Here is a 19,763-nt window from a genome sequence, read left to right on the forward strand (position 1 = left end):
CATGCGCATCGCCGTCATCGGCTCGGGTATCGCGGGGCTGGCCAGTGCCTGGTGGCTCGATGGCCAGCACGACGTCACGCTGTTCGAGGCCAACGACTACCTCGGTGGTCATACCCACACGCACGACGTGCAGGTGGATGGGACACGCATGGCGGTGGATACCGGGTTCATCGTGTTCAATCCCCAGCACTATCCGCTGCTGACCGCGCTCTTCGACGAGCTGGGTGTGGCTTCGCAGCCGACCACGATGAGCTTCTCGATGCACAGCGAGCGCAGCGGCGTGGAGTACAACGCCACCTCGCTGGATGGCCTGTTCTGCCAGCGCCGCAACCTGGTGTCACCTCGATTCTGGGGCATGCTGGCCGACCTGCGCCGGTTCTATCGGGATGCGCCGTTGCTGCTGGCCGAGGAAGACGGCCCCACGCTCGGCGAGTACCTGCGCAGCCAGCGCTATGGCGAGGCCTTCATCGACGAGCACCTGCTGCCGATGGCCTCGGCACTGTGGTCCTCACCGACCGCCACCGTGCAGGACTTCCCGGCGCGCTACCTGGCCCAGTTCATGGCCAACCACCAGATGCTGCAGATGAGCGGGCGCGCGCCTTGGCGGGTGGTGAGCGGCGGATCGGCACGCTATGTCGATGCCCTGCGCGCCCGCTGGCGGGTGCATGAGCGGCTGGAGTGCCCGGTGCAGTCGATCGAGCGCATGCCCTGGGGCGCGCGCGTGCACAGCGCGGCCGGCGTGGAAGGCTTCGATGAGGTCATCCTGGCCTGCCACAGCGACCAGGCGCTGGCGCTGCTGCGCGACGCCGACCCCATCGAGCGCGACGTGCTCGGCGCCATCCGCTATCAAACCAATGAAGCGGTGCTGCACACCGATGCGTCATTGCTGCCGCGCAACCGCAAGGCGTTGGCGGCATGGAACGCGCACGTGCCAGAGGATCGCGCCGCGCCCTGCACGGTCAGCTACTGCATGAACCTGCTGCAGGGCCTGCCCGGCGATACGCCCCTGGTGGTTACGCTCAACCGCAGCGAGGCAATCGATCCGGCCAAAGTACTGCGTACGCTGCGCTATGCCCACCCGGTGCACGACCACGCCGCGGTGCGGGCACAGCAGCGCTGGGCGGAACTGCAGGGCCGTCGCCATACGTGGTTCGCAGGCGCCTATTGGGGCTGGGGCTTCCATGAGGATGGCATCCGCAGCGCCCGCCGCGTGGTCGATGCCCTGCAGGCCTGCGCTCCACATCGGCTGGCATCCGCCGCGGATGAGGTGGCGGCATGAGTGCCAGCGCGCTCTACATCGGGCAGGTGATGCATCGCCGGCATCATCCGCACCCGCATGCCTTCCGTTACCCCATCGCCCAGCTGCTGCTCGATCTGGACGAACTCGATACGGTGTTCGCCGGGCGCTGGCTGTGGTCGGTCAATCGCCGCAACCTGGCCGAGTTCCGCCGCAGCGACTACTTCGGCGATCCCGCACGGCCACTGGCCGATGCCATCCGCGATCACGCTGCCCACACGCTTGGCTACCGGCCGACCGGCCCGGTGCGCCTGCTCACCCATCTCCGCTTTGCCGGGCACGTGTTCAACCCGGTCAGTTTCTACTACTGCTACCAGGCCGACGGTAGCACGCTGGACTGCATTGTCGCCGAGATCACCAACACGCCCTGGAAGGAACGGCACGCCTATGTGCTGCCGGTCGCTACCGCCACGCACGAAGGCAGCTCACTGCGCTGGCGGTTCGACAAGTGCTTCCATGTCTCGCCGTTCATGCCAATGGATTGCCATTACGACTGGCGGTTCAACCGCCCTGAAGAGGATCTGCGCGTGCACATGCAGGTCTGGCGGGACGGCGTGCGCCAGTTTGATGCCACCCAGGCCATGCAGCGGCGTGCCTTGGATGGCCGCGGGCTGGCCCGGGTCCTGGCCTGCTATCCCCTGATGACCACCCAGGTGGTGGCCGCCATTCACTGGCACGCACTGCGGCTGTGGTTGAAACGCAACCCGGTACACGACCATCCCACTCTTGCCGAGAAACCGAGATGAACTCGATGACTCCCTGGGTTGCCCTGCCGCGCCCCGGTGCCTTGGACGCGTTCCTGCGCCGCCGCCTGCTGGCCCAGCTTGCCCCCATGCGCGACGGTCGGCTGTGCGTGCGCGATGCACTGGGCGAAGTCTGGCTGGGCGATGCCCGTGGTGAACTGCATGTCACCGTCACCATCGATGACCCGGCGTTCTATCGCAAGGTTGCTGCGCAAGGCAGCGTGGGCGCAGGTGAAAGCTACATCCAGGGCGAGTGGCACTGCGATGATCTGGTGGCACTGATCCGGCTGCTGGTGCGCAATCGCGATCTGCTCGATGGCATGGAGCGTGGCCCGGCCCGCTTGGGTGGGGGGATGCTGCGGGTCTGGAACCGCCTGCACCGCAACAGCCGTGAAGGCAGCCGCCGCAATATCGCCGCGCACTATGACCTGGGCAATGACTTCTTTGCCCTGTTCCTGTCGCCGGACCTGATGTATTCGTCGGCGATGTTCGACAGCGAATCCGAGTCATTGGAATCCGCCTCGCGGCGCAAGCTGGACCGCATCTGCCAGCAGCTGCAGCTCAAGCCAGGCGACCGTGTGGTGGAGATCGGCACCGGCTGGGGCGGTTTCGCGGTACACGCCGCCCAGCACTATGGCTGCCATGTGACCACCACCACCATCTCCGCGGAACAGCATGCGCTGGCCGCCCAACGCGTAGTGGCGGCGGGCCTGCAGGATCAGATCACGCTGCTGATGCAGGACTACCGCGACCTGCATGGCCAGTTCGACAAGCTGGTCTCGATCGAGATGATCGAAGCGATCGGCGCCGAGTACCTGGGCACCTACATGGCTACACTGCAACGCCTGCTCAAGCCGGATGGCGTTGCCCTGCTGCAGGCCATCACCATCGAGGACCATCGCTACGAACAGGCCCGGCGCAGCGTCGACTACATCAAGCGCTATGTATTTCCGGGCAGCTTCATCCCATCGATCAACGCGATCATGGCCGCCAAGACCCGATCCAGCGACCTGCAGCTGATCGCCCAGCAGGACTTCGGCCACTCCTACGCACTGACCCTGCGCGCCTGGCGCCAGCGCTTCCTGGCCCAGCTGCCTGCGGTGCAGGCGCAGGGCTTTGATGCGCACTTCTGCCGGTTGTGGGAGTTCTATCTGGCCTATTGCGAGGGCGGCTTCCTGGAACGTTCGATCGGCGTCTCGCATCTGCTGCTGGCCCGTCCGGACCACCGGCCCGTCCTCGCTGCGGGCGACAGCCGCTGACATGCGCCGGTTCTGGACCAATCTGCTTGGCAACCAGCTGGTCTGGCTGTGTGCCGTGGCCGGCGCAGGGCGAGGCTGGCAGTGGCCGGCGCTGCTGGCCGCAACGATCTATATCGGCAGCCAGCTGCTGACTTCACCGCACCCTCGGCTGGACCTTCGGCTGATGCTGCTGGCGCTGGCCTGCGCGTGGCTGGTCGACGCCAGTGCCGCCGCCAGCGGCGCCGTGCGCTACGCTGCTGCCCCGCTGGGCTGGGCTCCGCCCCTTTGGATCATGGCGTTGTGGGCCGCGTTTGCGATGACGCTGACCACTTCGATGCGCTTCCTGCTGCGCCACCCTGCCCTGCCAGCCCTGTTTGGCCTGTTGCTGGCCCCGCTGGCGTATCTCTCCGCAGCGCGCGGTTTCGAGGCGGTGCGTTTCACTGCGCCGCTGTGGCAGGGCCTGCTGGTGCTGGGTGTGGGCTGGAGCATCGCGCTTTCGCTGCTGTGCATGGCCGCTCGTCGCGGCTCCCGCACCTTCCCGCCGCCCCTGGCAGGAGCACCGTCATGATCAATCTGTTGTGGGTCCTGCTGTATGCCGTACTGGTGATGAGCTGGGGTTGGGCCTGGCAGCGCCGCCATCACAACATCGGCGTGGTCGATGTGCTCTGGGCCAAGGGCGTGGGCGCGTCAGCCCTGTTGCTGGCGTGGCTCGGCGATGGTGCGGCGGCGCCACGGATGGCGCTCGGCATGCTCGGTGGCCTGTGGGGCAGTCGACTCGCTTTTCACCTGTGGCGCCGGGTCCGCCACGAACAGGAAGACGGCCGCTACCGTTATCTGCGCGAGCACTGGCAAGGGCATCAAGGCAAGATCTTCGGCTTCTTCATGGCCCAGGCGCTGCTGGTCGTGCTGTTCGCCCTGCCCTTCGTCGCGGTGGCGGCCAGTCCGCAGACAAGCACGACGTTGTGGATCGTGGCCGCCGCACTTGTCTGGCTGCTGAGCGTCGGCGGCGAGAGCCTGGCCGACCACCAGTTGGCCCGCTTCCGCGCCGACCCGGCGAACAACGGCCGAACCTGCCGCGAGGGGCTGTGGCGCTACTCCCGCCACCCCAACTACTTCTTCGAGTGGCTGCACTGGTTCAGCTACGTCCTGCTCGCGGTCGGCTCGCCACTGTGGTGGCTGGCCTGGGCCGGCCCGCTGCTGATGTACGTGTTCCTGCGCTATCTCAGCGGCATTCCCTTCACTGAAAAGCAAGCGCTGCGCAGCCGCGGCGACGACTACCGCGCCTACCAGCGCACTACATCGATGTTCTTTCCCTGGTTCCCCCGTTCTTCCAAGGAGCACTCCGCATGAGCGCGATCCCGTCACTGAATCCGGCCGAAGATGCGGAAACCGGGCTGATCGCCTGGGCCGAACGTGGGCTGGTGCCCGATGCGGCGCTGCGTGCGGGCATCCGCCGCTTGTGCGCGCAACGCCTGCATGAGGAAAGCGAAGGCGGCATCGAAGGCCAATCGGCACGCTTCAGCCAGCGCATCACCGAGCTGGCCGACAGCCCACTCGCGCTGCATACCGAAGCGGCCAACCGCCAGCACTACGAAGTTCCCGCGGCATTCTTCCAGGCCTGCCTGGGCAAGCGGCTGAAGTACAGCAGCTGCTACTACGCCACCGGGCGCGAAACGCTGGACCAGGCCGAGGACGCCATGCTGGAACTGTACGGCCAGCGCGCCGGACTGGCCGATGGCCAGCAGATACTTGAGCTGGGCTGCGGCTGGGGCTCATTGACCCTGTGGATGGCCGAACGTTACCCGCAGGCGCATATCACCGCCGTCTCCAACTCGCACAGCCAACGCCAGTACATCATGGCGCAGTGCCAGGCGCGCGGCCTGGGCAACGTCGAGGTGATGACCCGCGACGTCAACCAGCTTGACCTGCCGACGGCCCGGTTCGACCGCTGTGTCTCGGTGGAGATGTTCGAGCACGTACGCAACTACCAGCGCCTGCTGGCAGCCATCGCACGGTGGCTGAAACCAGACGGTGCACTGTTCGTGCACATCTTCGCCCATCGCACACTGATGTATCCGTTCGAGACAGACGGCGGCGACAACTGGATGGGTCGCCACTTCTTTACCGGCGGACTGATGCCGGCAGCCGACACACTGCTGCATTTCCAGCGCGACCTGCGCCTGAAGCAACGGTGGTTACTGGACGGCACCCATTACCAGCGCACGGCCGACCACTGGCTGGCCAACCAGGATGCGGCCCGCGAGCGGGTGATGCCGGTGTTGATCGCCACCTATGGCCAGGCTGCAGCGAAGGTCTGGTGGCAGCGCTGGCGGATGTTCTGGATGGCATGCGCCGAGCTGTTCGGCTACGACGACGGCCAGCAGTGGCTGGTGGCCCACTATCTGTTCCGACCCCGCTGAGGTGCCCGATGCGCATGTTTCCGCTGCTCCCCCTGATCGCGGTGGGCCTGTTCGGTTCCGGCTGCAACTCCAGCGACACCCGCCCGTTGCCGCGTCCGCCGTCGGTGGATGTACCGCGCTTCATGGGCGACTGGTACGTAATCGCGCATATCCCGTCGCGCCCTGAGCGCGAGGCCTTCGACGCCGTGGAGAGCTATGCCCTGCGCCCCGATGGACGCATCCAGACCACCTTCACGTACCGCAAAGGCAGCTTCGAAGCGCCACAGAAGTCCATGCACCCCATCGGCCGTGTCGAGAAGGAAGGCAACGGCGCGGTCTGGGGCATGCAGTTCATCTGGCCGATCCAGGCTGAGTACGTGATCGCCTGGCTCGATGAAAGCTACCGCCAGACCATCGTGGCACGAAGCAAGCGCGATTACGTCTGGTACATGGCCCGCACCCCGCAGGTGTCGGACAGTGACTACCAGCAGGCGGTCGAGCGGATTGCGGCCATGGGTTACGACACCCGCAAGCTGAGGCGGGTGCCGCAATCGGTGCGATGACGCGGCACCTTCTGCCCGGGTCGATCGTCCTGGAGCATCAGTCGATCATCAATCATTGCAACGTGGTGCACTCGCGACGCGCCCTGCAGATACGATGCTGGGCAGGCCAGCAAGGCCGGAACGGATACACGATCGATGAACAGCCCCGCGGACGATGCCATCACAACCTCCTGGAATGGATTCGAAGTCCGGCAGATCCTTCCGTGCGACCTCGACCTCATCTGCGCTCACCGAGAAGCGATGTTCCGTGAAAGCGGCCGGAGCGAAGAGATCCTTCAGCAGATGGCGGCCCCGTTCCGTACCTGGCTCGAACCGCGCCTGGTGTCAGGCGACTACTTCGGCCATGTCCTTTCCGACAATGGACAACCCATCGCAGGCATTGGTCTGATGCTGATCGACTGGCCGCCCCACCCCGCCCATCCAGAGCAGGACACGCGCGGCTACGTACTCAATGTCTACGTGGAGCCCGGCTATCGGCGTCGCGGCATCGCCCGCCAACTGATGAAACTGGCCGACCATGCATTCGCCGGACGAGCGGTGGCCTACGCGGTGCTGCACGCTACCACCCAAGGGAAACCACTGTATGCGGATCTCGGATGGGCTGCGACCAGCGAAATGGCCCGCGACCTGCGCAGCGCGAGCGAAGTACCCCGAAGCGCTTGATTGGGTACTGACGATCCACCTCATCAATCGGCGGCATTGAATTGATGGGCTTTACGCATCGATTCTTAGGAATAATCGCAAAATTCCAACAAGTTCGATGCTCGACGCGACAGCGGCGCCAGAATGATCGCCACGCCCTGCGGGCGCCGATCACCTCCCTGCGCATGAATGGATATCCTGCACCGCGCCGACTGCGGCTGGCACTCCTCGACGATCACGAAATCGTCCGCCGCGGCACCGCCCTGCACCTGTCCCGCGACGTCCGCTTCAGCATTGTCGCCAGCCACACCCGCAGCGATGAGCTCATCGGCAGCCTGCGCCAGTTGGCAGTGGATGTCGCCATCATCGATCTCACCCTGGCGCCTGGCGACCGCAGCAGTGATGAGCTGGTTCCCCTGCTGCGCAAGTGTTTTCCACATATCCCCCTGCTCGCCTTCGCCACGCTGACGCCAACCACCCGCATCGACCACCTGCTGGCGAGCGGCATCTCCGGCGTAGTCAGCAAGTCCGAGCCCCTGGAGATGCTGTCTGATGCCATCGTGCGCATCTCGCAGGGGCTGTGCCGCCTCCCTGCCGATTGCCTGTTCCCGGCGTGCCGCGAGGAACTCAGCCGCAATGAACGCGAAGTGCTGGACCTGCTCCTGGCCGGCCTGACTGTCTCGGAGATCGCGCTGCGCCGCCACCGCAGCGTCAAGACGGTCAGCACCCAGAAGGTCGCCGCCCTGCGCAAGCTCGGGTTGCGCAATGACGTGGAGATCTATGCACTGCGGCAGCAGCTGGAGCTCCAATGAGGCGGCGCGTTCGCCTCCGTCTGCGCACGTCGTGCACGTTGTTGCTGGCCCTGATCCTGCTGCCGGCTGCATCGGCCGAGGATGCACAGTTGCGGAGATGGTCCGCCGGCCGCGAAGTGCGGGTTGCCACCGCGCCATCATTGCGACCGCTCCCCCCAACGCTGGCGGATTCAAGCGCACTGCCCACCCTCGCCCATGGCTATGCCAGGCTTGTGGCTCGGCATTCCGGCCTGCGCTTCCGCGATCTCAACTACCCCAGCACGAGCGCAGCGGTCGCTGCCGTCTGCCGGGACGAGGCCGACCTGGTGCTGGTCATGGGCAGCCCCTCGCATCACCCGCTTCCCTGTCCCGACCTGAGGGCCTCCGGCGCTTTCCATGGCGGCAAGACGGTATTGGCTGTGCGTAAAGGCGAGCACCCGCCCCGTGACATTACCGGCGTGAGGGCGCAGCTGCTGGCCGTGGTTGACGGCGGCCCCTATGCCGACTGGCTGACGATCCACCACCCCCGGATCCACCTCCTGCATCTCCCCGACCGCCATGCGGCCCTGGCCGCTGTTGAAAGCGGCAACGCCGATGCTGCGATCGGCCTGGAAGCAACGCTGCACTCGATGATCCGGCAGCACTTCACGGGAAGCCTGCAATTGCACCCGTTCGACAGCGGATTCTCCACCGATCTGCACCTGCTTGTCCGCCGGGAGGACCAGCAGCTGCTGGCGCGCATCGATCAGGCGCTGCGCGCCATCACCCTCGAAGAGCACGCAGGCCTGCTGGAGTTGTGGGCGCAGCAGATGCTGCCCACATCCATCGAGAGCGCACTGGATCGGGTGCGTTCCCCGCTCCTGCTCTGGTTGCTGTGTCTGGCCGCGGCACTCATCGGCCTGCCCGTGCTCTGGCAGGCATTACGCTGGCGAATCAGCCGCGCGGAACAACGCCTCGGGCGCGCGGCGGGAATGATCAGCCATGAAGTGCGCAATTCCGCGCAGACAGTACTGGCTTCGATCGACCTGCTGAGCCAGTCACACCTGCCCAAGGGGCAGCGTGAACTGCTCGCGGCTGCCCTTGCCGCCGGCCACTCGCTGCGCAGGCTGCTCGATCGCTCGCTGGCGTTCTCGCGCCTTGCCAGCGGCAGCTTCAGGCCGCATCCCACGCCCTGCGACGTCGGCCAACTCTGTGCCCGCGCACTGGAAGCAATCCGGCCGGAGGCACTACGGAGAGGGCTGTCACTCCAGTTGGATCGCGCGCCCGATCCAGCGCCGGTGGTTGTGCTCGATGCTGATGGACTGCGCCAGATTATCGACAACCTGCTGGGCAATGCATTGAAATTCACCGATGTCGGCGGTATCGAGGTGCGCCTGCAACTACAACCCGCCCTGTCTCCCCGGGAGCTGCTGCTGGATGTGATCGACAGCGGCATCGGCATCGCACCCGCTCAACTGGCGCTTCTGTTCCGACCATTCCAGCAGAACGAGGAGGGCCCGAGACGTGGCGGCAGCGGACTGGGTCTGACGATTGCGCACGAACTGGCCGTTGCCATGGGCGGCAACCTGACCGCACACAGCGTGCATGGGCGCGGCAGCCGCTTCACCCTGCGATTGCCGGTCCGCGCCGTTCACGGCGATCAGCCGCCCATCGAGCCGCTGCAGCAGACGCCACTGACCGGCATCGACCTGCTCCTTGTCGAAGATCATGCACTCAGCCGGCATGTCGTTGCAGAGCAACTGCGTCGGCTGGGCGCCGACGTACGCGCGGTTGCCGATGCCGACGCCGCATTGGCCGAGCATGCGCTACGACCGCGCGGCACGGTCGTACTGGATATCGGGCTTCGCGGCTCGGATGGCTATGCACTGGCGCAGCAGCTGCGCGCGCAGGCACAGGCACCTCTGCGAGTGATTGCCCTGTCCGCCCGCATGGGCCGCCGGCACGCGGCACGCTGCCGAAGGGCCGGCTTCGACGCCATCCTGATCAAGCCGCTGCAGGTTGCGAGCCTGCTGCAGGCGCTGGACCTGCCGCCCTCGGCGCACGGCACTGCGCCCGATGACACCCCTGGCGCCGCGCCGGATTACGCTGCGGACATTGCCCATGAACTGGCCAGGATTGAACAGGCCGTGCAGGACGCCAATACCTCGACACTGCGCCATCATGCACACCGGCTGCAGGGAACGCTGCAGATGTGCCGGGCAACGGATCAGGCCGGCACGGCGGCCGACCTGTGGGAACTGGGGCATGAGGCCGCGCCTGACTGGGTCGAGGCGCGGCGACTGCTGCGGGGATTGCAGCAGTGGCACGGCTCCCGCAAGGCGGAAGCCGCACCATCGGCCTGATCAGGCCGCCAGGCGCTCGACCTGGCGACGGGTCAGGTCATTGAAGCGACCCAGCGACATCAGGTGCTGGTGGATCAGCGCCAGCCAGCCGCTGCGGTGCCACTCGACCACGGTCGCTTCCGGCAGCGCCACGAACTTCTCGACGTCCACCACCAGGAAGCCGTTGAGATTGAACTCGCGGCCATCCGGAGTGCGGACGGTGGCGTTGCGCTCGACCAGCAGGCCGTTGTCGATCAGCGCCTTGGAGAAGGCCTGGGTCTGTTCGTGCTCGCGGGTGTACTGGCCGCAGAACTCCAACGCCTGCTGCACCATGTCGGTGGCCTTGCCATCGACGAACAGCGGCTGGCCTTCGTCACCGCCCTTGACCACGCGCGCGCTCTCTTCGTCGATGCCCAGCAGGAAGTCGTTGTCCGCACCGGTGTCGATGAAGATGAAGGGGTGGCGACGCAGGTAGGCCGGGATATAGGCCTCGTCTTCCCACAGGCCGTCCTTGATGAACAGGTTCTGGTCGGACACGCCCACGGCTGCCATCGGCACGGCGGTCGGGCCGGCGAACAGGATCGGGAAGTGGTGCAGGGCCAGCGAGAACTCGCCCAGCACCAGCGGAATGGCGTTGTTGCCGGCGGCAAACTCGAGCCTGCCCGGCAGGATGCGCAGATCGGCATGCACATCGGCCTGCAGCGGCACCGGACGGGTGTAGAACAGGGGGGCGCTGCTCGGCGCCGCTTCGGTGGTGGTGTCGCTGGTGGTCGTCATCTTGGGAACCGTTCGATCATGCGCGCCTGCCATCCCGGGCGCGCCAGCGGGAACAACCTGAATCCCGCATTATCAACAAGCTCGATGACAACGGCCACCCCACCGACGGCCTATTTCAACTGCAGGGGGTAGCGCTGCCAGAGGACGTGGACCAGGAACCCGGCCAGCTCGGTGTCGCGCGCGCTCACAGCAGCGCGGATCTTGTCCAGCAGCACCATGTCCGAGCAGGAGCGCACATCGGCATGGTTGGCCTGCCCGGCCCGGCGCGCGCGGTAGCGCGCTGCGCGCTGCGCGTCACTCATTGCGTACCCGAACTTGGGCGGACGACCGCGCTTTCGCGGCAGGGTCAGCTCCAGGGTTCCGGGGTCTTTGTCATCACGCATGAGAGGGGTGCGGGCGGCGGCGAGCAACGGGGGGTGCGCAATTTATCGTGAGGCATCACTTTAATCCAGCTTTTTCTGCAGTTTTGTTGCGATGCAGTGCATTATCCCGGTGTCGATGCGAATTCATCCACGCATGGCGTGGATCTACTGCAGGGCCTGCAACCCAATCACCCGGTAGATCCACGCCATGCGTGGATGGGCGTTCCCGACGACAAAAAAAGGGAGCCCGCTCACGGGCTCCCCTCGCCTTTCCTTACGCAGCGTGTACCGGCTCGTAACCATGCAGGTGCGCCTCACTGCTGGCCCGCCCCTGGCTGAGAGACCGCAGCGACGTGGTGTAACCCACCAGCTGCGCCAGCGGCGCAAAGCCGCTGACCTCGGCGCGACCGTCCTGGTCCTCGATGCGGGCAATACGGCCGTGGCGGCGGTTGAGGTCGCCAACCACGTCACCCACCGACGCTGACGGCGAATGCACCGTCACCGCCATCACTGGCTCCAGCAGTTGCGTGCCACCTTCGGCCAGTGCCGCCTTGATCGCCTCGGCACCGGCACGGTGGAACGCCATCTCCGACGAGTCCTTGGCATGGGTCTGGCCATCGACAAGACTGACCTCGATACCGACCACCGGATGGCCCTGCGGACCTTCCGACAGCGCGGCACGCACGCCCTTCTCCACCGCCGCGATGAAGCTGCGCGGCACCACGCCACCGACGATGCGGTCGTTGAACACGACCTGGTCGTCCTCGCGCGGCGACACATCCAGCACCACGTGCGCGAACTGGCCCTGGCCACCGGTCTGCTTGACCAGCCGCCCCACCACGCCGGCCATCGCATGCAGCGGTGTCTCCTGGTAGGCCACGCGCGGCGAACCTACGCCCACCTCGACCTTCCATTCGCTGCGCAGGCGCTCGACCATCACCTCCAGGTGCAGCTCGCCCATGCCCCAGACCAGGGTCTCCGCCGTGTCGCGATCGGTTTCGACGCGGAACGAGGGATCTTCCTGGGCCAGGCTGGCCAGACCCTGCGCCATCCGGATCAGGTCGGCCGCACGCGCCGGCTCCAGCCGCCAGGCCAGCACCGGCGCCTGTGCCTGGATGTTCTCCAGGCGCAGCGGCTGCGCACGGCCGCTCAGCGTTTCGCCACTGACCGCATCCTTCCAGCCCAGCACCGCGACGATGTCACCGGCCACGGCCTGTTCGATGTCGTGGGTCTGGTCGGCCTGCACCCGCACCAGGCGACTGACACGTCGACCCTGCGGATGCTGCGAACTGGCCACGGCATCACCGACCTTCAAGATGCCCGAGTACAGCCGCACGAAGCTCAATGCGCCGTGCTGCTGGTGAGTGATCTTGAACAGCAGGCCGGCCAGCGGACCGTCTGGATCCGGCGGCAGCACCACCTCGCCGCTCTCGCTTTCAGCGGTGACGGCAGGCCGATCCAGCGGCGACGGCAGGTAATCGACCACCGCATCCAGCAGCGTCTCGATGCCCTTGTCCTTGAAGGCCGCACCGGCCAGCGCCGGCACGCCTGCACCCGCCAGCGTCGCCCGTCGGATCGCCGCCCGCAGCAGTTTCGCATCGATCACGCGACCCTCCAGCCAGGCATCAGCCAGCAGTTCGTCGTGGTCGGCCACGGCCTCGACCAGTGCGTCGCGCTGCGGCTGCCACACGGTGCGCGCCGCGTCGTCCCACGGGGTCACCGTGGTTACGGCACCATCCTGCCAGTGCAGCACGCGCTCATCGACCAGGTCGACCCAGCCGTTGAAGTCGCTTTCGCTGCCCAGTGGCACACCGAGCGCCCACGGCCGCGCCTGCAGCTTGTCCTGCAGCTGCTCCAGCACGCGCTCGAACGAGGCGCCGACGCGATCCATCTTGTTGACGAACGCGATCAGCGGCACGCGATGCCGACGCGCCTGGCGCCACACCGTCTCTGACTGCGGCTGCACGCCGTCCACCGCCGAGAACACGGCGACGGCGCCGTCGAGCACACGCAGCGAACGCTCGACTTCAATGGCGAAGTCGATGTGGCCGGGAGTGTCGATCAGGGTCAGCCGATGCGGCGGCAGGTCGCGCGGCGCCCACTGCGCCTGTACGGCAGCAGCGCCGATGGTGATGCCACGTTCGCGTTCGATCGCCGAGAAATCGGTGGTCGCGTTGCCGTCGTGCACTTCGCCGACGCGGTGAATCTCGCCGCTTTTCCACAGCAGGCGTTCGGTCAGCGTGGTCTTGCCGGCGTCGATGTGGGCAATGATGCCGAGATTGCGACGGCGGGAAAGGACTTGGGTGTTCATGAGAAAGGTTCCTGCAAAGCCAACTTCGGGGGCCGCGCACCCCGGTTGGCGACAGGGTGCGCGGCTAGCGTTCGGTCTCGGCGATCTGGTGCATGGCACGTTCTCCTTGGGTACTGGGTAGGGCCGACTGGGTAGGGTCGACTGGGTAGGGTCGACTGGGTAGAGTCGACTGTTAGTCGACTCACAAGAAACGAAAACGAAAAGAGCGCCCCGGAGGGCGCTCTGTCGAAGGTCCAGCGATGGCCGTCTCAACGGCCTCGTGGGGCTCCAGGCAGACACGCCCGTTCCGCGCTTGCGCGGGTCAGGGTGAAAAACTTCAGGAGCGGCATCCGGTTCATGGGGCGCATTCTAGACCTGCCAATCTGGCGCGCAAGTGAATATTGCACCCATAAGTAGAACGATGAGGCCGGCAATGACCGGGGTCAGCTCCCTTTGCCCAATGCAAAGGGCTCTGACCCCTGCCCTGCCTTACTTGCAGTCGTGCAGCTTGCGCGCCTCACCCACCGTCGCAGCCTGGTCGTCCCCCATCGAGATCCAGCCCTTCAACGACATCGCCGGATCCACCTGCGCCTGGCGCGGGCCGCCATGGACCACCACCTCGGTCCAGCTGCCGACCGGCGCCAGCTCCGACAGTCGCGCCGCCTGGTCGTCTTCGGTGCTGAACATGTCGTCCGGCTCCGCAGGCTTGGCCTTGTTCACGGTCTCGGTCTTGCGCGCCCGGATCCGCAGCGCGCCATCGGCCATGCGCTGGGTAGTGACGTCATGGCGTTCCACCCCGTAGGCCCAGCTGCTTTCACCTGCGCGACGGGTCTCGCTACCGTCGTCTGCCACCACCACCGAATCCCCCGCCGCTTCGGCCACGGTCGCAAGCGAACCCAGGCCGGACATCATTGCCTGATAGGCAATCATCTGCCGCTGTTCAGCGGCCAGCGCAACGTCACCTGCCTTGCCGGCAGGAATCTGCAGGTACACCGCCTCCCTGCACAGCATCAGCACCTGCTGGTCATCCCAGCTGATGAGCACTTCATCACTGGCGAAATAGCGGGTCGTCACCGGAACCACCGGAGCGCCCCCGCCGGCGGAATACCGGCTCTCGATCAGCGAGGCCTGCTCGCCCGCGCTCATCAGCGACACCGGCGAAGTCGATGCCGCATTGGCGGCGCCTGCGGAGACGGCGATCACGGCCAGCAGCACGCCACGCGAAACATTACAGATCATTGCATCAGTCCATTGAGAAATTCAGATGCACCATGATAAGTCGAGCAAGGCACGATGCGCCCGTGCGGCCCTGATCAGCTCATTTCCCCGTAGGTGCAGCCTACCGTCACCCATCCCGGTGAATACGAAAGATCAACAATCATCCGTACATGTCGATCACCAGGGAGCGTTTTGTACAGATTGAGTCCTTTCCAGCCATACACTCTTTCCATGGCCTCGGCATCCCAGCGCGATGACATACCCCCGATATGGTTCGCAATGGACCTCCCCCGCTCCATCTCTTCTCCAACGGGCACCGGAATTGCAAGAAGCATCTCCTGAACACCCGAAACATGCACAAGCTTCGAGGATTCTCCCCACGCCATGACAGGAGCCCGAGCCTCCCAGAGCATCAGTGCCGCGCCATTACCTTTCTTGCTCTGACTGAAATCCGTCAGGTCGCCCGCTGCAATCCGATCAGTGAAGTTGTCCAATTCCTGGTGAGTCAGCTGGCACTGCAACAAGCGGGACAGGGTCGACGATACATCCTGCTGCGCTTGAGTCGGGAATGAGAGCCCCATTGCCACGCAGAGTACCGCCGCCCGCGTGCCCCACACTTCATTAAACATCACACCCACACTGAGCACCCCTCTCGAATCTTCGGCGAAGGCCAATCAATGAGGCAGAGCATTCAAGAAGTAAAGCCGATGCTCCGCCCGCCGGAGCATCGCCCGTTGGGCGCAATGTAACTGCCAAAGCAGCAAGCCACTAACGCCGGTCCATTTGCGTCAAAATTGAGAGGCGCAACTACGTGCGCCCTCCACCTTCGCAGGCAGTTCCGGACTACGTCACCACCACCAGCGGCACCCCGCGCCGCGGGTGCTCCAGCACCACCACATCCTGCTGGTAGACACGCTGCAGGTTGTCTTCGGTGAGCACCTGCAACGGCGTGCCATCGGCCGCCACCCTGCCCTGCTCCAGCAGCACGATGCGGTCGGCATAGCCCGCGGCCAGATTGAGGTCGTGCAGCACCACGATCACGCACGCACCGGCTTCGGCACAGGCGCGCACACTGCGCAGCGTGCGTTCCTGGTGACGCAGATCCAGCGCTGCGGTCGGCTCATCCAGCAGCAGCAGCGGCGTGTCCTGCGTCAGCACGCGCGCGAACGTCGTCCGGGCGGACTCGCCACCGGACAGCTGCTGCACCTCGCGCAGGCGCAGCGCCTGCAGCTCGGCGGCATCGATTGCCGCTTCCACCTGGGCGTCGTCCACGGCTGGATCCGGCGGATGCGGCAGCCGCCCCATCGCCACCACTTCTTCCACACTGAACGCGAAGCGCACGCCGTGCTCCTGCGGCATCACCGCGCGCTCGCGCGCCAGTGGCCCGGCCTTGTAGCTGGTCAGCGGCCGGCCCAGCAGACTGACTTCGCCCGCGTCAGCGCGCAGGTCACCGGCGGCGACCGCCAACAACGTGGACTTGCCCGCGCCATTCGGGCCAACCAGTGCGGTGACCGTACCCGGTTCGAACGCCAGCGAGATGCCGTGCAGGATCTCGCGCTGCTGGCGACGGACCACCACCTCGTGCAGCTTCAACAACACGCTCATGGTGCGGCCTTGCGGCGCTGCTGCAGCACCAGCCAGAGGAAGAACGGTGCGCCCAGTGCGGCCGAAAACAGGCCCAGTGGAATCTCCGCCGGCGGATCCAATGTGCGCGCGGCGGTGTCGGCCACCACGATCAGCAGTGCGCCCAGCAGGCCTGACAACGGCAGCAACCAGCGATGGCCAGGGCCGACCAGCAGGCGCGCCACGTGCGGCACCACCAGGCCAACGAAACTGATCGAACCAGCAAACGCCACCGCCGCACCCACCAGCAGCGCACTGAACGCCACCAGGCGGCGACGCGTGCGGGTGACATCCAGCCCGAGGTGCTGTGCCTGGCGTTCGCCCAACGCCAGCATGTCCAGCGGCGTAGCCAATCGCTGCAACGCAAACACGCCGATGGCGAACAGCGGCACCACGGCCGCCACATCGGCCCAGTTGGCGCGCGCCAGCGAGCCCATCTGCCAGAACACCAGCGACTGCAGCTCGCTCTCGCTGGCGATATATGTAAGGAAACCGATCAACGCCGAGCAGAACGCCGCCATCGCGATGCCGACCAGCAGCAGCGTGGCGTTGCCCGTACCCTTGCCGGGCCGGGCCAATGCGTAGGTCAGGCCGATTGCCAGTGCGCCGCCAGCGAACGCGGCCACCGGCACCAGCCAACCGGCCGCGCCCGCAGCACCCAGCACGATGGCGGCAACTGCACCCAGTGCGGCGCCTTGGCTGACACCGACAATGCCGGGATCGGCCAGCGGATTGCCGAACAGACCCTGCAGACTGGCACCGGCCATCGCCAGCGACGCACCGACCATCGCGCCCAACAGGGCACGCGGAATACGCAGCTGCCAGACCACAGCGAGGTCGCGGCTGCTGACCGCGTGTGGATCGAGCAGACCCAGCTTCACCGCCAACGCCTGCATCACCTCCATCGGCGGCAGCCGCAGCGGGCCCACGGCGAACGAGGCCAGCACTGCCCCCAGCAGTGCCAGCAACGCCACCAGCAACATCGTCCGCCCGCGACGGCGGCGCCGATCCGCCGGACTCATGCCTTCGGCAACGCCGCCAGGGCCTTGGCCAGCGCCAGCGCACCAGCACCGGAACCGACACTGGTGTACTTCAGCTGCACATCCGGCATCACCCAGACCCGATTGGCCTGCCCGGCCGGGGTCTGCTTCAGCGTCGGGTACGCCTTCCACAGGCCCTCGGCACCGCCGAACAACTGCAGATCGTGCTCGGTCACCAGGATCACCTCCGGTGCGGCCGCGACCACGCCCTCATTGCTGAGCTGCGAGTAGTTCTTCACACCCGCCTCGGTGCCGATGTTGACGCCACCGGCCAGTGCGATCAGCTGCGCCGACGCACTGTCGGCACCCGCAACGGTGGGTGAGCCACCGGCGCCGGTGGCCGACACGTGGATCAGTCGTGGCGCATGGCCCAGGCCCTTGCCAATCGCTGCAGCCTCATCGAGCTGGCGCTGCACCTGCGTGGCAAGTGCCTGCCCTGCTTCGGCCAGCCCTAGTGCGGCGGCGACCTTGCGCACCTTGTCCGGTGCCGGCTGCAGGTCATCGATGACCACCGCCGGTTCGCCCACCTCACGCAGTTTCTTCGCCAGCTCGGTGTGGCGGCGCAGGCTGTTGCCGAGGAACAGCGACCCCTGCAGGCTCAGCACGCCCTCCACGCCCGTGGTGCGGTTGAACAGGAACTGGTGCGGGGCAGCCAGGCCGGCCTGGGTGGTGGTATTGGTCGGCGCGGCGAACACCTGCTTGTCCAGTCCCAGCGCCTCGATCACCGCGATCACGTCGTCACCACCGGCAATGATGCGGCTGGTATCGGTCACCTCGACGTCGGCGCCGTCATCGGAATGCACCTTGGCCGGCAGCACTGCCTTCTGGTCGCGCACGGCCGGCATATCGGTGCCCGCCACGCGCTGCCAGCCAGCCGGCAACGCGGCTTCGCCAGCCGCGGTTGCGGCGGCGGCGGGCTCAACCGGCTTGCCGCTATCGGAGGGCGTCGATGAACCGCCACAGGCAGCCAGTGCCAGCGAGACAGCCAACGGAAGCGCACACAGGCGCAGACGGGACGCGATGTTCATGCTCGATCTCCTTGCTGGCGGGGCGACGCGCACGCCGCCCCGCCGTGTGACTTACTGCTTCGGGGTGATGCGGGTGATGCGGTCACCCTTCGGGTCTTCGGCGCCACGCGACTTGTTCACCGCAAACACGTTGCCCTTGCCATCGGCGCGGACATGGTTCGGCAGCGTGCCGCCGTCGAGGTTGGCGACCACCTTGCCGTCACCATTCACCACGGTGACCGTGCCAGCGCCACGGTTGCTGACGTAGGCCAGGCCGGAGGCATCATCGAAGGCGACGTTCAGCGCGCCGGCGCCGACCGGCACATCGTGCAGCACCTTGCCGGCGGCCACATCGACGATCAGCAGGTTGTCGGTGCCCTGCGAGGCCACGTACAGGCGGTTGCGCGCTGCGTCGAAGGCCACGCCCGAGGCGCTGATCGAATTGCCCAGGTCGATGACCTTCTCGACCTTGCCGCTGGCCACGTCGATCACTGCCGCTTCCGGGGTGCCGATGCTGACGGTGAACAGCTTGCCGCCCTTCTCGTCCAGCACCAGGCTCATCGGGGTGAACTTGCCGTCGTCCACGCCGGACTCCAGCGTCACCGCCGGCAGCTCCTTGAGGGTCTTGGCGTCGAACACCGACAGGTGGTCCTCACCCGTGGCCGAGGCAAACACCTTGCCGTGGGTGCCATCAACCACCACGTCGCGCGCATGCGGCACGGCATCGACCGGGAACTGATGGACCAGCGACAGGTCCTTCTGGCGGTAGACCGCGATGGAGTTCTGGCGGGTGTTGGTGACCCACACGTTGCCGTTGGTGTCATCCACGCCAACGCCGTAGACCGCGTACACCGCACCATTGGTGCTGCCCGGCACCTGCGCCGGGGTGATCGCCTTGGTCACCTTCAGCGACTTCGGGTCCAGCTTCAACAGCTGCGACTGGGTCACCGGCGGGCGGCCCACGGCCGAGGTCACGAACACCGCGTTGCTGGCGGCGCTGTAGGCGGACTGGTACAGGCCCGGCACCAGCTTGTTGGACTGGGTGGCGAACTGCGCCTGGCCGGACAGCGGCAGCTGCGGCGAGACGCGCAGCTTCAGCACGGTGGCTGCAGCCGGCTGGCTGGCGCGCACCACCACCGGGTGGGTACCCGGCACGGCGTCGGCCGGAATGCTCAGCTGGGTCTTGAAGTTGCCATCGGCATCGACCACCAGCGGCTGCGTGTTGAGTACGCTGTCGCCACGCAACAGGCTGACTTTCTGGCCCGGCACGAAACCGCGACCGACCACGTCGGCAGTGCTGCCGGGAACCACGTTCTCACCGCGCGAGACGACCTCGCCCTTGAAGGTGGCGTTGGCCGGCTGATCGAACACCGGCTGTGCGGTGGCGGTCACGGCCAGCAACAGGCCAGCGGCGAGAGAGGTGAGACGGAAAGACGGACGGAACGACATGGA

Annotated in this window: 19 protein-coding genes; 10 read left to right on the forward strand and 9 right to left on the reverse strand. The window is 66.4% G+C overall.

The genetic code is table 11. The features are described 5' to 3' along the window. The first annotated feature begins 1 nt into the window (after position 1). From V3B48_RS00910 to V3B48_RS00955, 10 genes are all read left to right on the forward strand, one after another. The gene (locus tag V3B48_RS00910; protein WP_329892992.1) at positions 2-1,279 is read left to right on the forward strand and encodes an FAD-dependent oxidoreductase; all 1,278 of its coding nucleotides are present in this window, start codon (positions 2-4) and stop codon (positions 1,277-1,279) included. Beyond that, on the forward strand, positions 1,276-2,043 hold the full coding sequence (locus V3B48_RS00915; RefSeq protein WP_329892993.1) for a DUF1365 domain-containing protein: 768 nt from the start codon (positions 1,276-1,278) through the stop codon (positions 2,041-2,043). Before V3B48_RS00910 ends, V3B48_RS00915 begins: the two co-directional genes overlap by 4 nt. Beyond that, positions 2,040-3,299 (forward strand): cyclopropane-fatty-acyl-phospholipid synthase family protein, encoded by a 1,260-nt coding sequence (locus tag V3B48_RS00920; protein WP_329892994.1) that lies wholly within the window; start codon positions 2,040-2,042, stop codon positions 3,297-3,299. The genes V3B48_RS00915 and V3B48_RS00920 overlap by 4 nt, the downstream gene beginning before the upstream one ends. A gap of 1 nt (position 3,300) precedes the next feature. Continuing rightward, entirely contained in the window at positions 3,301-3,846 is a 546-nt protein-coding gene (locus V3B48_RS00925) for a DUF2878 domain-containing protein (RefSeq protein ID WP_329892995.1), read from the forward strand. Next, entirely contained in the window at positions 3,843-4,628 is a 786-nt protein-coding gene (locus tag V3B48_RS00930) for a DUF1295 domain-containing protein (protein ID WP_121503240.1), read from the forward strand. The genes V3B48_RS00925 and V3B48_RS00930 overlap by 4 nt, the downstream gene beginning before the upstream one ends. Beyond that, positions 4,625-5,698: a class I SAM-dependent methyltransferase gene (locus V3B48_RS00935; RefSeq protein WP_329892996.1), complete on the forward strand. Its 1,074-nt coding sequence runs from the start codon at positions 4,625-4,627 to the stop codon at positions 5,696-5,698. Before V3B48_RS00930 ends, V3B48_RS00935 begins: the two co-directional genes overlap by 4 nt. Positions 5,699-5,706: 8 nt before the next feature. Then, positions 5,707-6,240, forward strand: a complete 534-nt coding sequence (locus tag V3B48_RS00940) for a lipocalin family protein (protein ID WP_032127337.1) — start codon at positions 5,707-5,709, stop codon at positions 6,238-6,240. Between the two features lie 135 nt (positions 6,241-6,375). Further along, entirely contained in the window at positions 6,376-6,903 is a 528-nt protein-coding gene (locus V3B48_RS00945) for a GNAT family N-acetyltransferase (protein WP_032127338.1), read from the forward strand. Positions 6,904-6,947: 44 nt separating this feature from the next. Then, on the forward strand, positions 6,948-7,694 hold the full coding sequence (locus tag V3B48_RS00950) for a response regulator transcription factor (RefSeq protein ID WP_235202836.1): 747 nt from the start codon (positions 6,948-6,950) through the stop codon (positions 7,692-7,694). After that, positions 7,691-10,015, forward strand: a complete 2,325-nt coding sequence (locus V3B48_RS00955; RefSeq protein WP_329892997.1) for an ATP-binding protein — start codon at positions 7,691-7,693, stop codon at positions 10,013-10,015. The genes V3B48_RS00950 and V3B48_RS00955 overlap by 4 nt, the downstream gene beginning before the upstream one ends. Here the strand turns inward: V3B48_RS00955 and V3B48_RS00960 are convergent, their stop codons facing one another. From V3B48_RS00960 to V3B48_RS01000, 9 genes are all read right to left on the reverse strand, one after another. Continuing rightward, on the reverse strand, positions 10,016-10,771 hold the full coding sequence (locus tag V3B48_RS00960) for a SapC family protein (protein ID WP_032127340.1): 756 nt from the start codon (positions 10,769-10,771) through the stop codon (positions 10,016-10,018). It lies immediately after the preceding gene. Positions 10,772-10,881: 110 nt separating this feature from the next. After that, on the reverse strand, positions 10,882-11,154 hold the full coding sequence (locus V3B48_RS00965) for a hypothetical protein (protein WP_005409616.1): 273 nt from the start codon (positions 11,152-11,154) through the stop codon (positions 10,882-10,884). A 253-nt stretch (positions 11,155-11,407) separates the two neighbouring features. After that, positions 11,408-13,444: an elongation factor G gene (gene fusA, locus V3B48_RS00970; RefSeq protein ID WP_329892998.1), complete on the reverse strand. Its 2,037-nt coding sequence runs from the start codon at positions 13,442-13,444 to the stop codon at positions 11,408-11,410. 468 nt (positions 13,445-13,912) lie between these two features. Continuing rightward, positions 13,913-14,662 carry a hypothetical protein gene (locus V3B48_RS00975; RefSeq protein WP_329892999.1) on the reverse strand — a complete coding sequence of 250 codons (750 nt, stop codon included), beginning with the start codon at positions 14,660-14,662 and terminating at the stop codon, positions 13,913-13,915. Positions 14,663-14,736: 74 nt separating this feature from the next. Then, a complete protein-coding gene (locus V3B48_RS00980; protein ID WP_329893000.1) occupies positions 14,737-15,315 on the reverse strand; it encodes a hypothetical protein in 579 nt (192 codons plus the stop codon). A gap of 169 nt (positions 15,316-15,484) precedes the next feature. Then, on the reverse strand, positions 15,485-16,246 hold the full coding sequence (locus V3B48_RS00985) for a heme ABC transporter ATP-binding protein (protein WP_049463341.1): 762 nt from the start codon (positions 16,244-16,246) through the stop codon (positions 15,485-15,487). Next, a complete protein-coding gene (locus V3B48_RS00990) occupies positions 16,243-17,286 on the reverse strand; it encodes an iron ABC transporter permease (RefSeq protein ID WP_329893001.1) in 1,044 nt (347 codons plus the stop codon). Before V3B48_RS00990 ends, V3B48_RS00985 begins: the two co-directional genes overlap by 4 nt. Continuing rightward, a complete protein-coding gene (locus tag V3B48_RS00995) occupies positions 17,283-18,332 on the reverse strand; it encodes an ABC transporter substrate-binding protein (protein WP_121503232.1) in 1,050 nt (349 codons plus the stop codon). Before V3B48_RS00995 ends, V3B48_RS00990 begins: the two co-directional genes overlap by 4 nt. A 51-nt stretch (positions 18,333-18,383) precedes the next feature. Continuing rightward, positions 18,384-19,760, reverse strand: a complete 1,377-nt coding sequence (locus V3B48_RS01000; protein ID WP_065723255.1) for a YncE family protein — start codon at positions 19,758-19,760, stop codon at positions 18,384-18,386. Positions 19,761-19,763 lie beyond the last annotated feature (3 nt).

The organism is Stenotrophomonas sp. SMYL20 (genome assembly GCF_036320045.1).
Taxonomy (GTDB): domain Bacteria; phylum Pseudomonadota; class Gammaproteobacteria; order Xanthomonadales; family Xanthomonadaceae; genus Stenotrophomonas; species Stenotrophomonas maltophilia_A.

Excerpts from the sequence above, each read along its gene's own strand:
- V3B48_RS00940 (WP_032127337.1), top strand. The coding sequence starts at position 5,707 with ATGCGCATGTTTCCGCTGCTCCCCCTGATCGCGGTGGGCCTGTTCGGT.
- V3B48_RS00955 (WP_329892997.1), top strand. The coding sequence starts at position 7,691 with ATGAGGCGGCGCGTTCGCCTCCGTCTGCGCACGTCGTGCACGTTGTTG.
- V3B48_RS01000 (WP_065723255.1), bottom strand. The coding sequence starts at position 19,760 with ATGTCGTTCCGTCCGTCTTTCCGTCTCACCTCTCTCGCCGCTGGCCTG.
- fusA (WP_329892998.1), bottom strand. The coding sequence starts at position 13,444 with ATGAACACCCAAGTCCTTTCCCGCCGTCGCAATCTCGGCATCATTGCC.
- V3B48_RS00990 (WP_329893001.1), bottom strand. The coding sequence starts at position 17,286 with ATGAGTCCGGCGGATCGGCGCCGCCGTCGCGGGCGGACGATGTTGCTG.
- V3B48_RS00935 (WP_329892996.1), top strand. The coding sequence starts at position 4,625 with ATGAGCGCGATCCCGTCACTGAATCCGGCCGAAGATGCGGAAACCGGG.
- V3B48_RS00920 (WP_329892994.1), top strand. The coding sequence starts at position 2,040 with ATGAACTCGATGACTCCCTGGGTTGCCCTGCCGCGCCCCGGTGCCTTG.
- V3B48_RS00930 (WP_121503240.1), top strand. The coding sequence starts at position 3,843 with ATGATCAATCTGTTGTGGGTCCTGCTGTATGCCGTACTGGTGATGAGC.
- V3B48_RS00910 (WP_329892992.1), top strand. The coding sequence starts at position 2 with ATGCGCATCGCCGTCATCGGCTCGGGTATCGCGGGGCTGGCCAGTGCC.
- V3B48_RS00915 (WP_329892993.1), top strand. The coding sequence starts at position 1,276 with ATGAGTGCCAGCGCGCTCTACATCGGGCAGGTGATGCATCGCCGGCAT.
- V3B48_RS00965 (WP_005409616.1), bottom strand. The coding sequence starts at position 11,154 with ATGCGTGATGACAAAGACCCCGGAACCCTGGAGCTGACCCTGCCGCGA.
- V3B48_RS00960 (WP_032127340.1), bottom strand. The coding sequence starts at position 10,771 with ATGACGACCACCAGCGACACCACCACCGAAGCGGCGCCGAGCAGCGCC.
- V3B48_RS00945 (WP_032127338.1), top strand. The coding sequence starts at position 6,376 with ATGAACAGCCCCGCGGACGATGCCATCACAACCTCCTGGAATGGATTC.
- V3B48_RS00975 (WP_329892999.1), bottom strand. The coding sequence starts at position 14,662 with ATGATCTGTAATGTTTCGCGTGGCGTGCTGCTGGCCGTGATCGCCGTC.
- V3B48_RS00985 (WP_049463341.1), bottom strand. The coding sequence starts at position 16,246 with ATGAGCGTGTTGTTGAAGCTGCACGAGGTGGTGGTCCGTCGCCAGCAG.
- V3B48_RS00925 (WP_329892995.1), top strand. The coding sequence starts at position 3,301 with ATGCGCCGGTTCTGGACCAATCTGCTTGGCAACCAGCTGGTCTGGCTG.
- V3B48_RS00950 (WP_235202836.1), top strand. The coding sequence starts at position 6,948 with ATGGGCTTTACGCATCGATTCTTAGGAATAATCGCAAAATTCCAACAA.
- V3B48_RS00995 (WP_121503232.1), bottom strand. The coding sequence starts at position 18,332 with ATGAACATCGCGTCCCGTCTGCGCCTGTGTGCGCTTCCGTTGGCTGTC.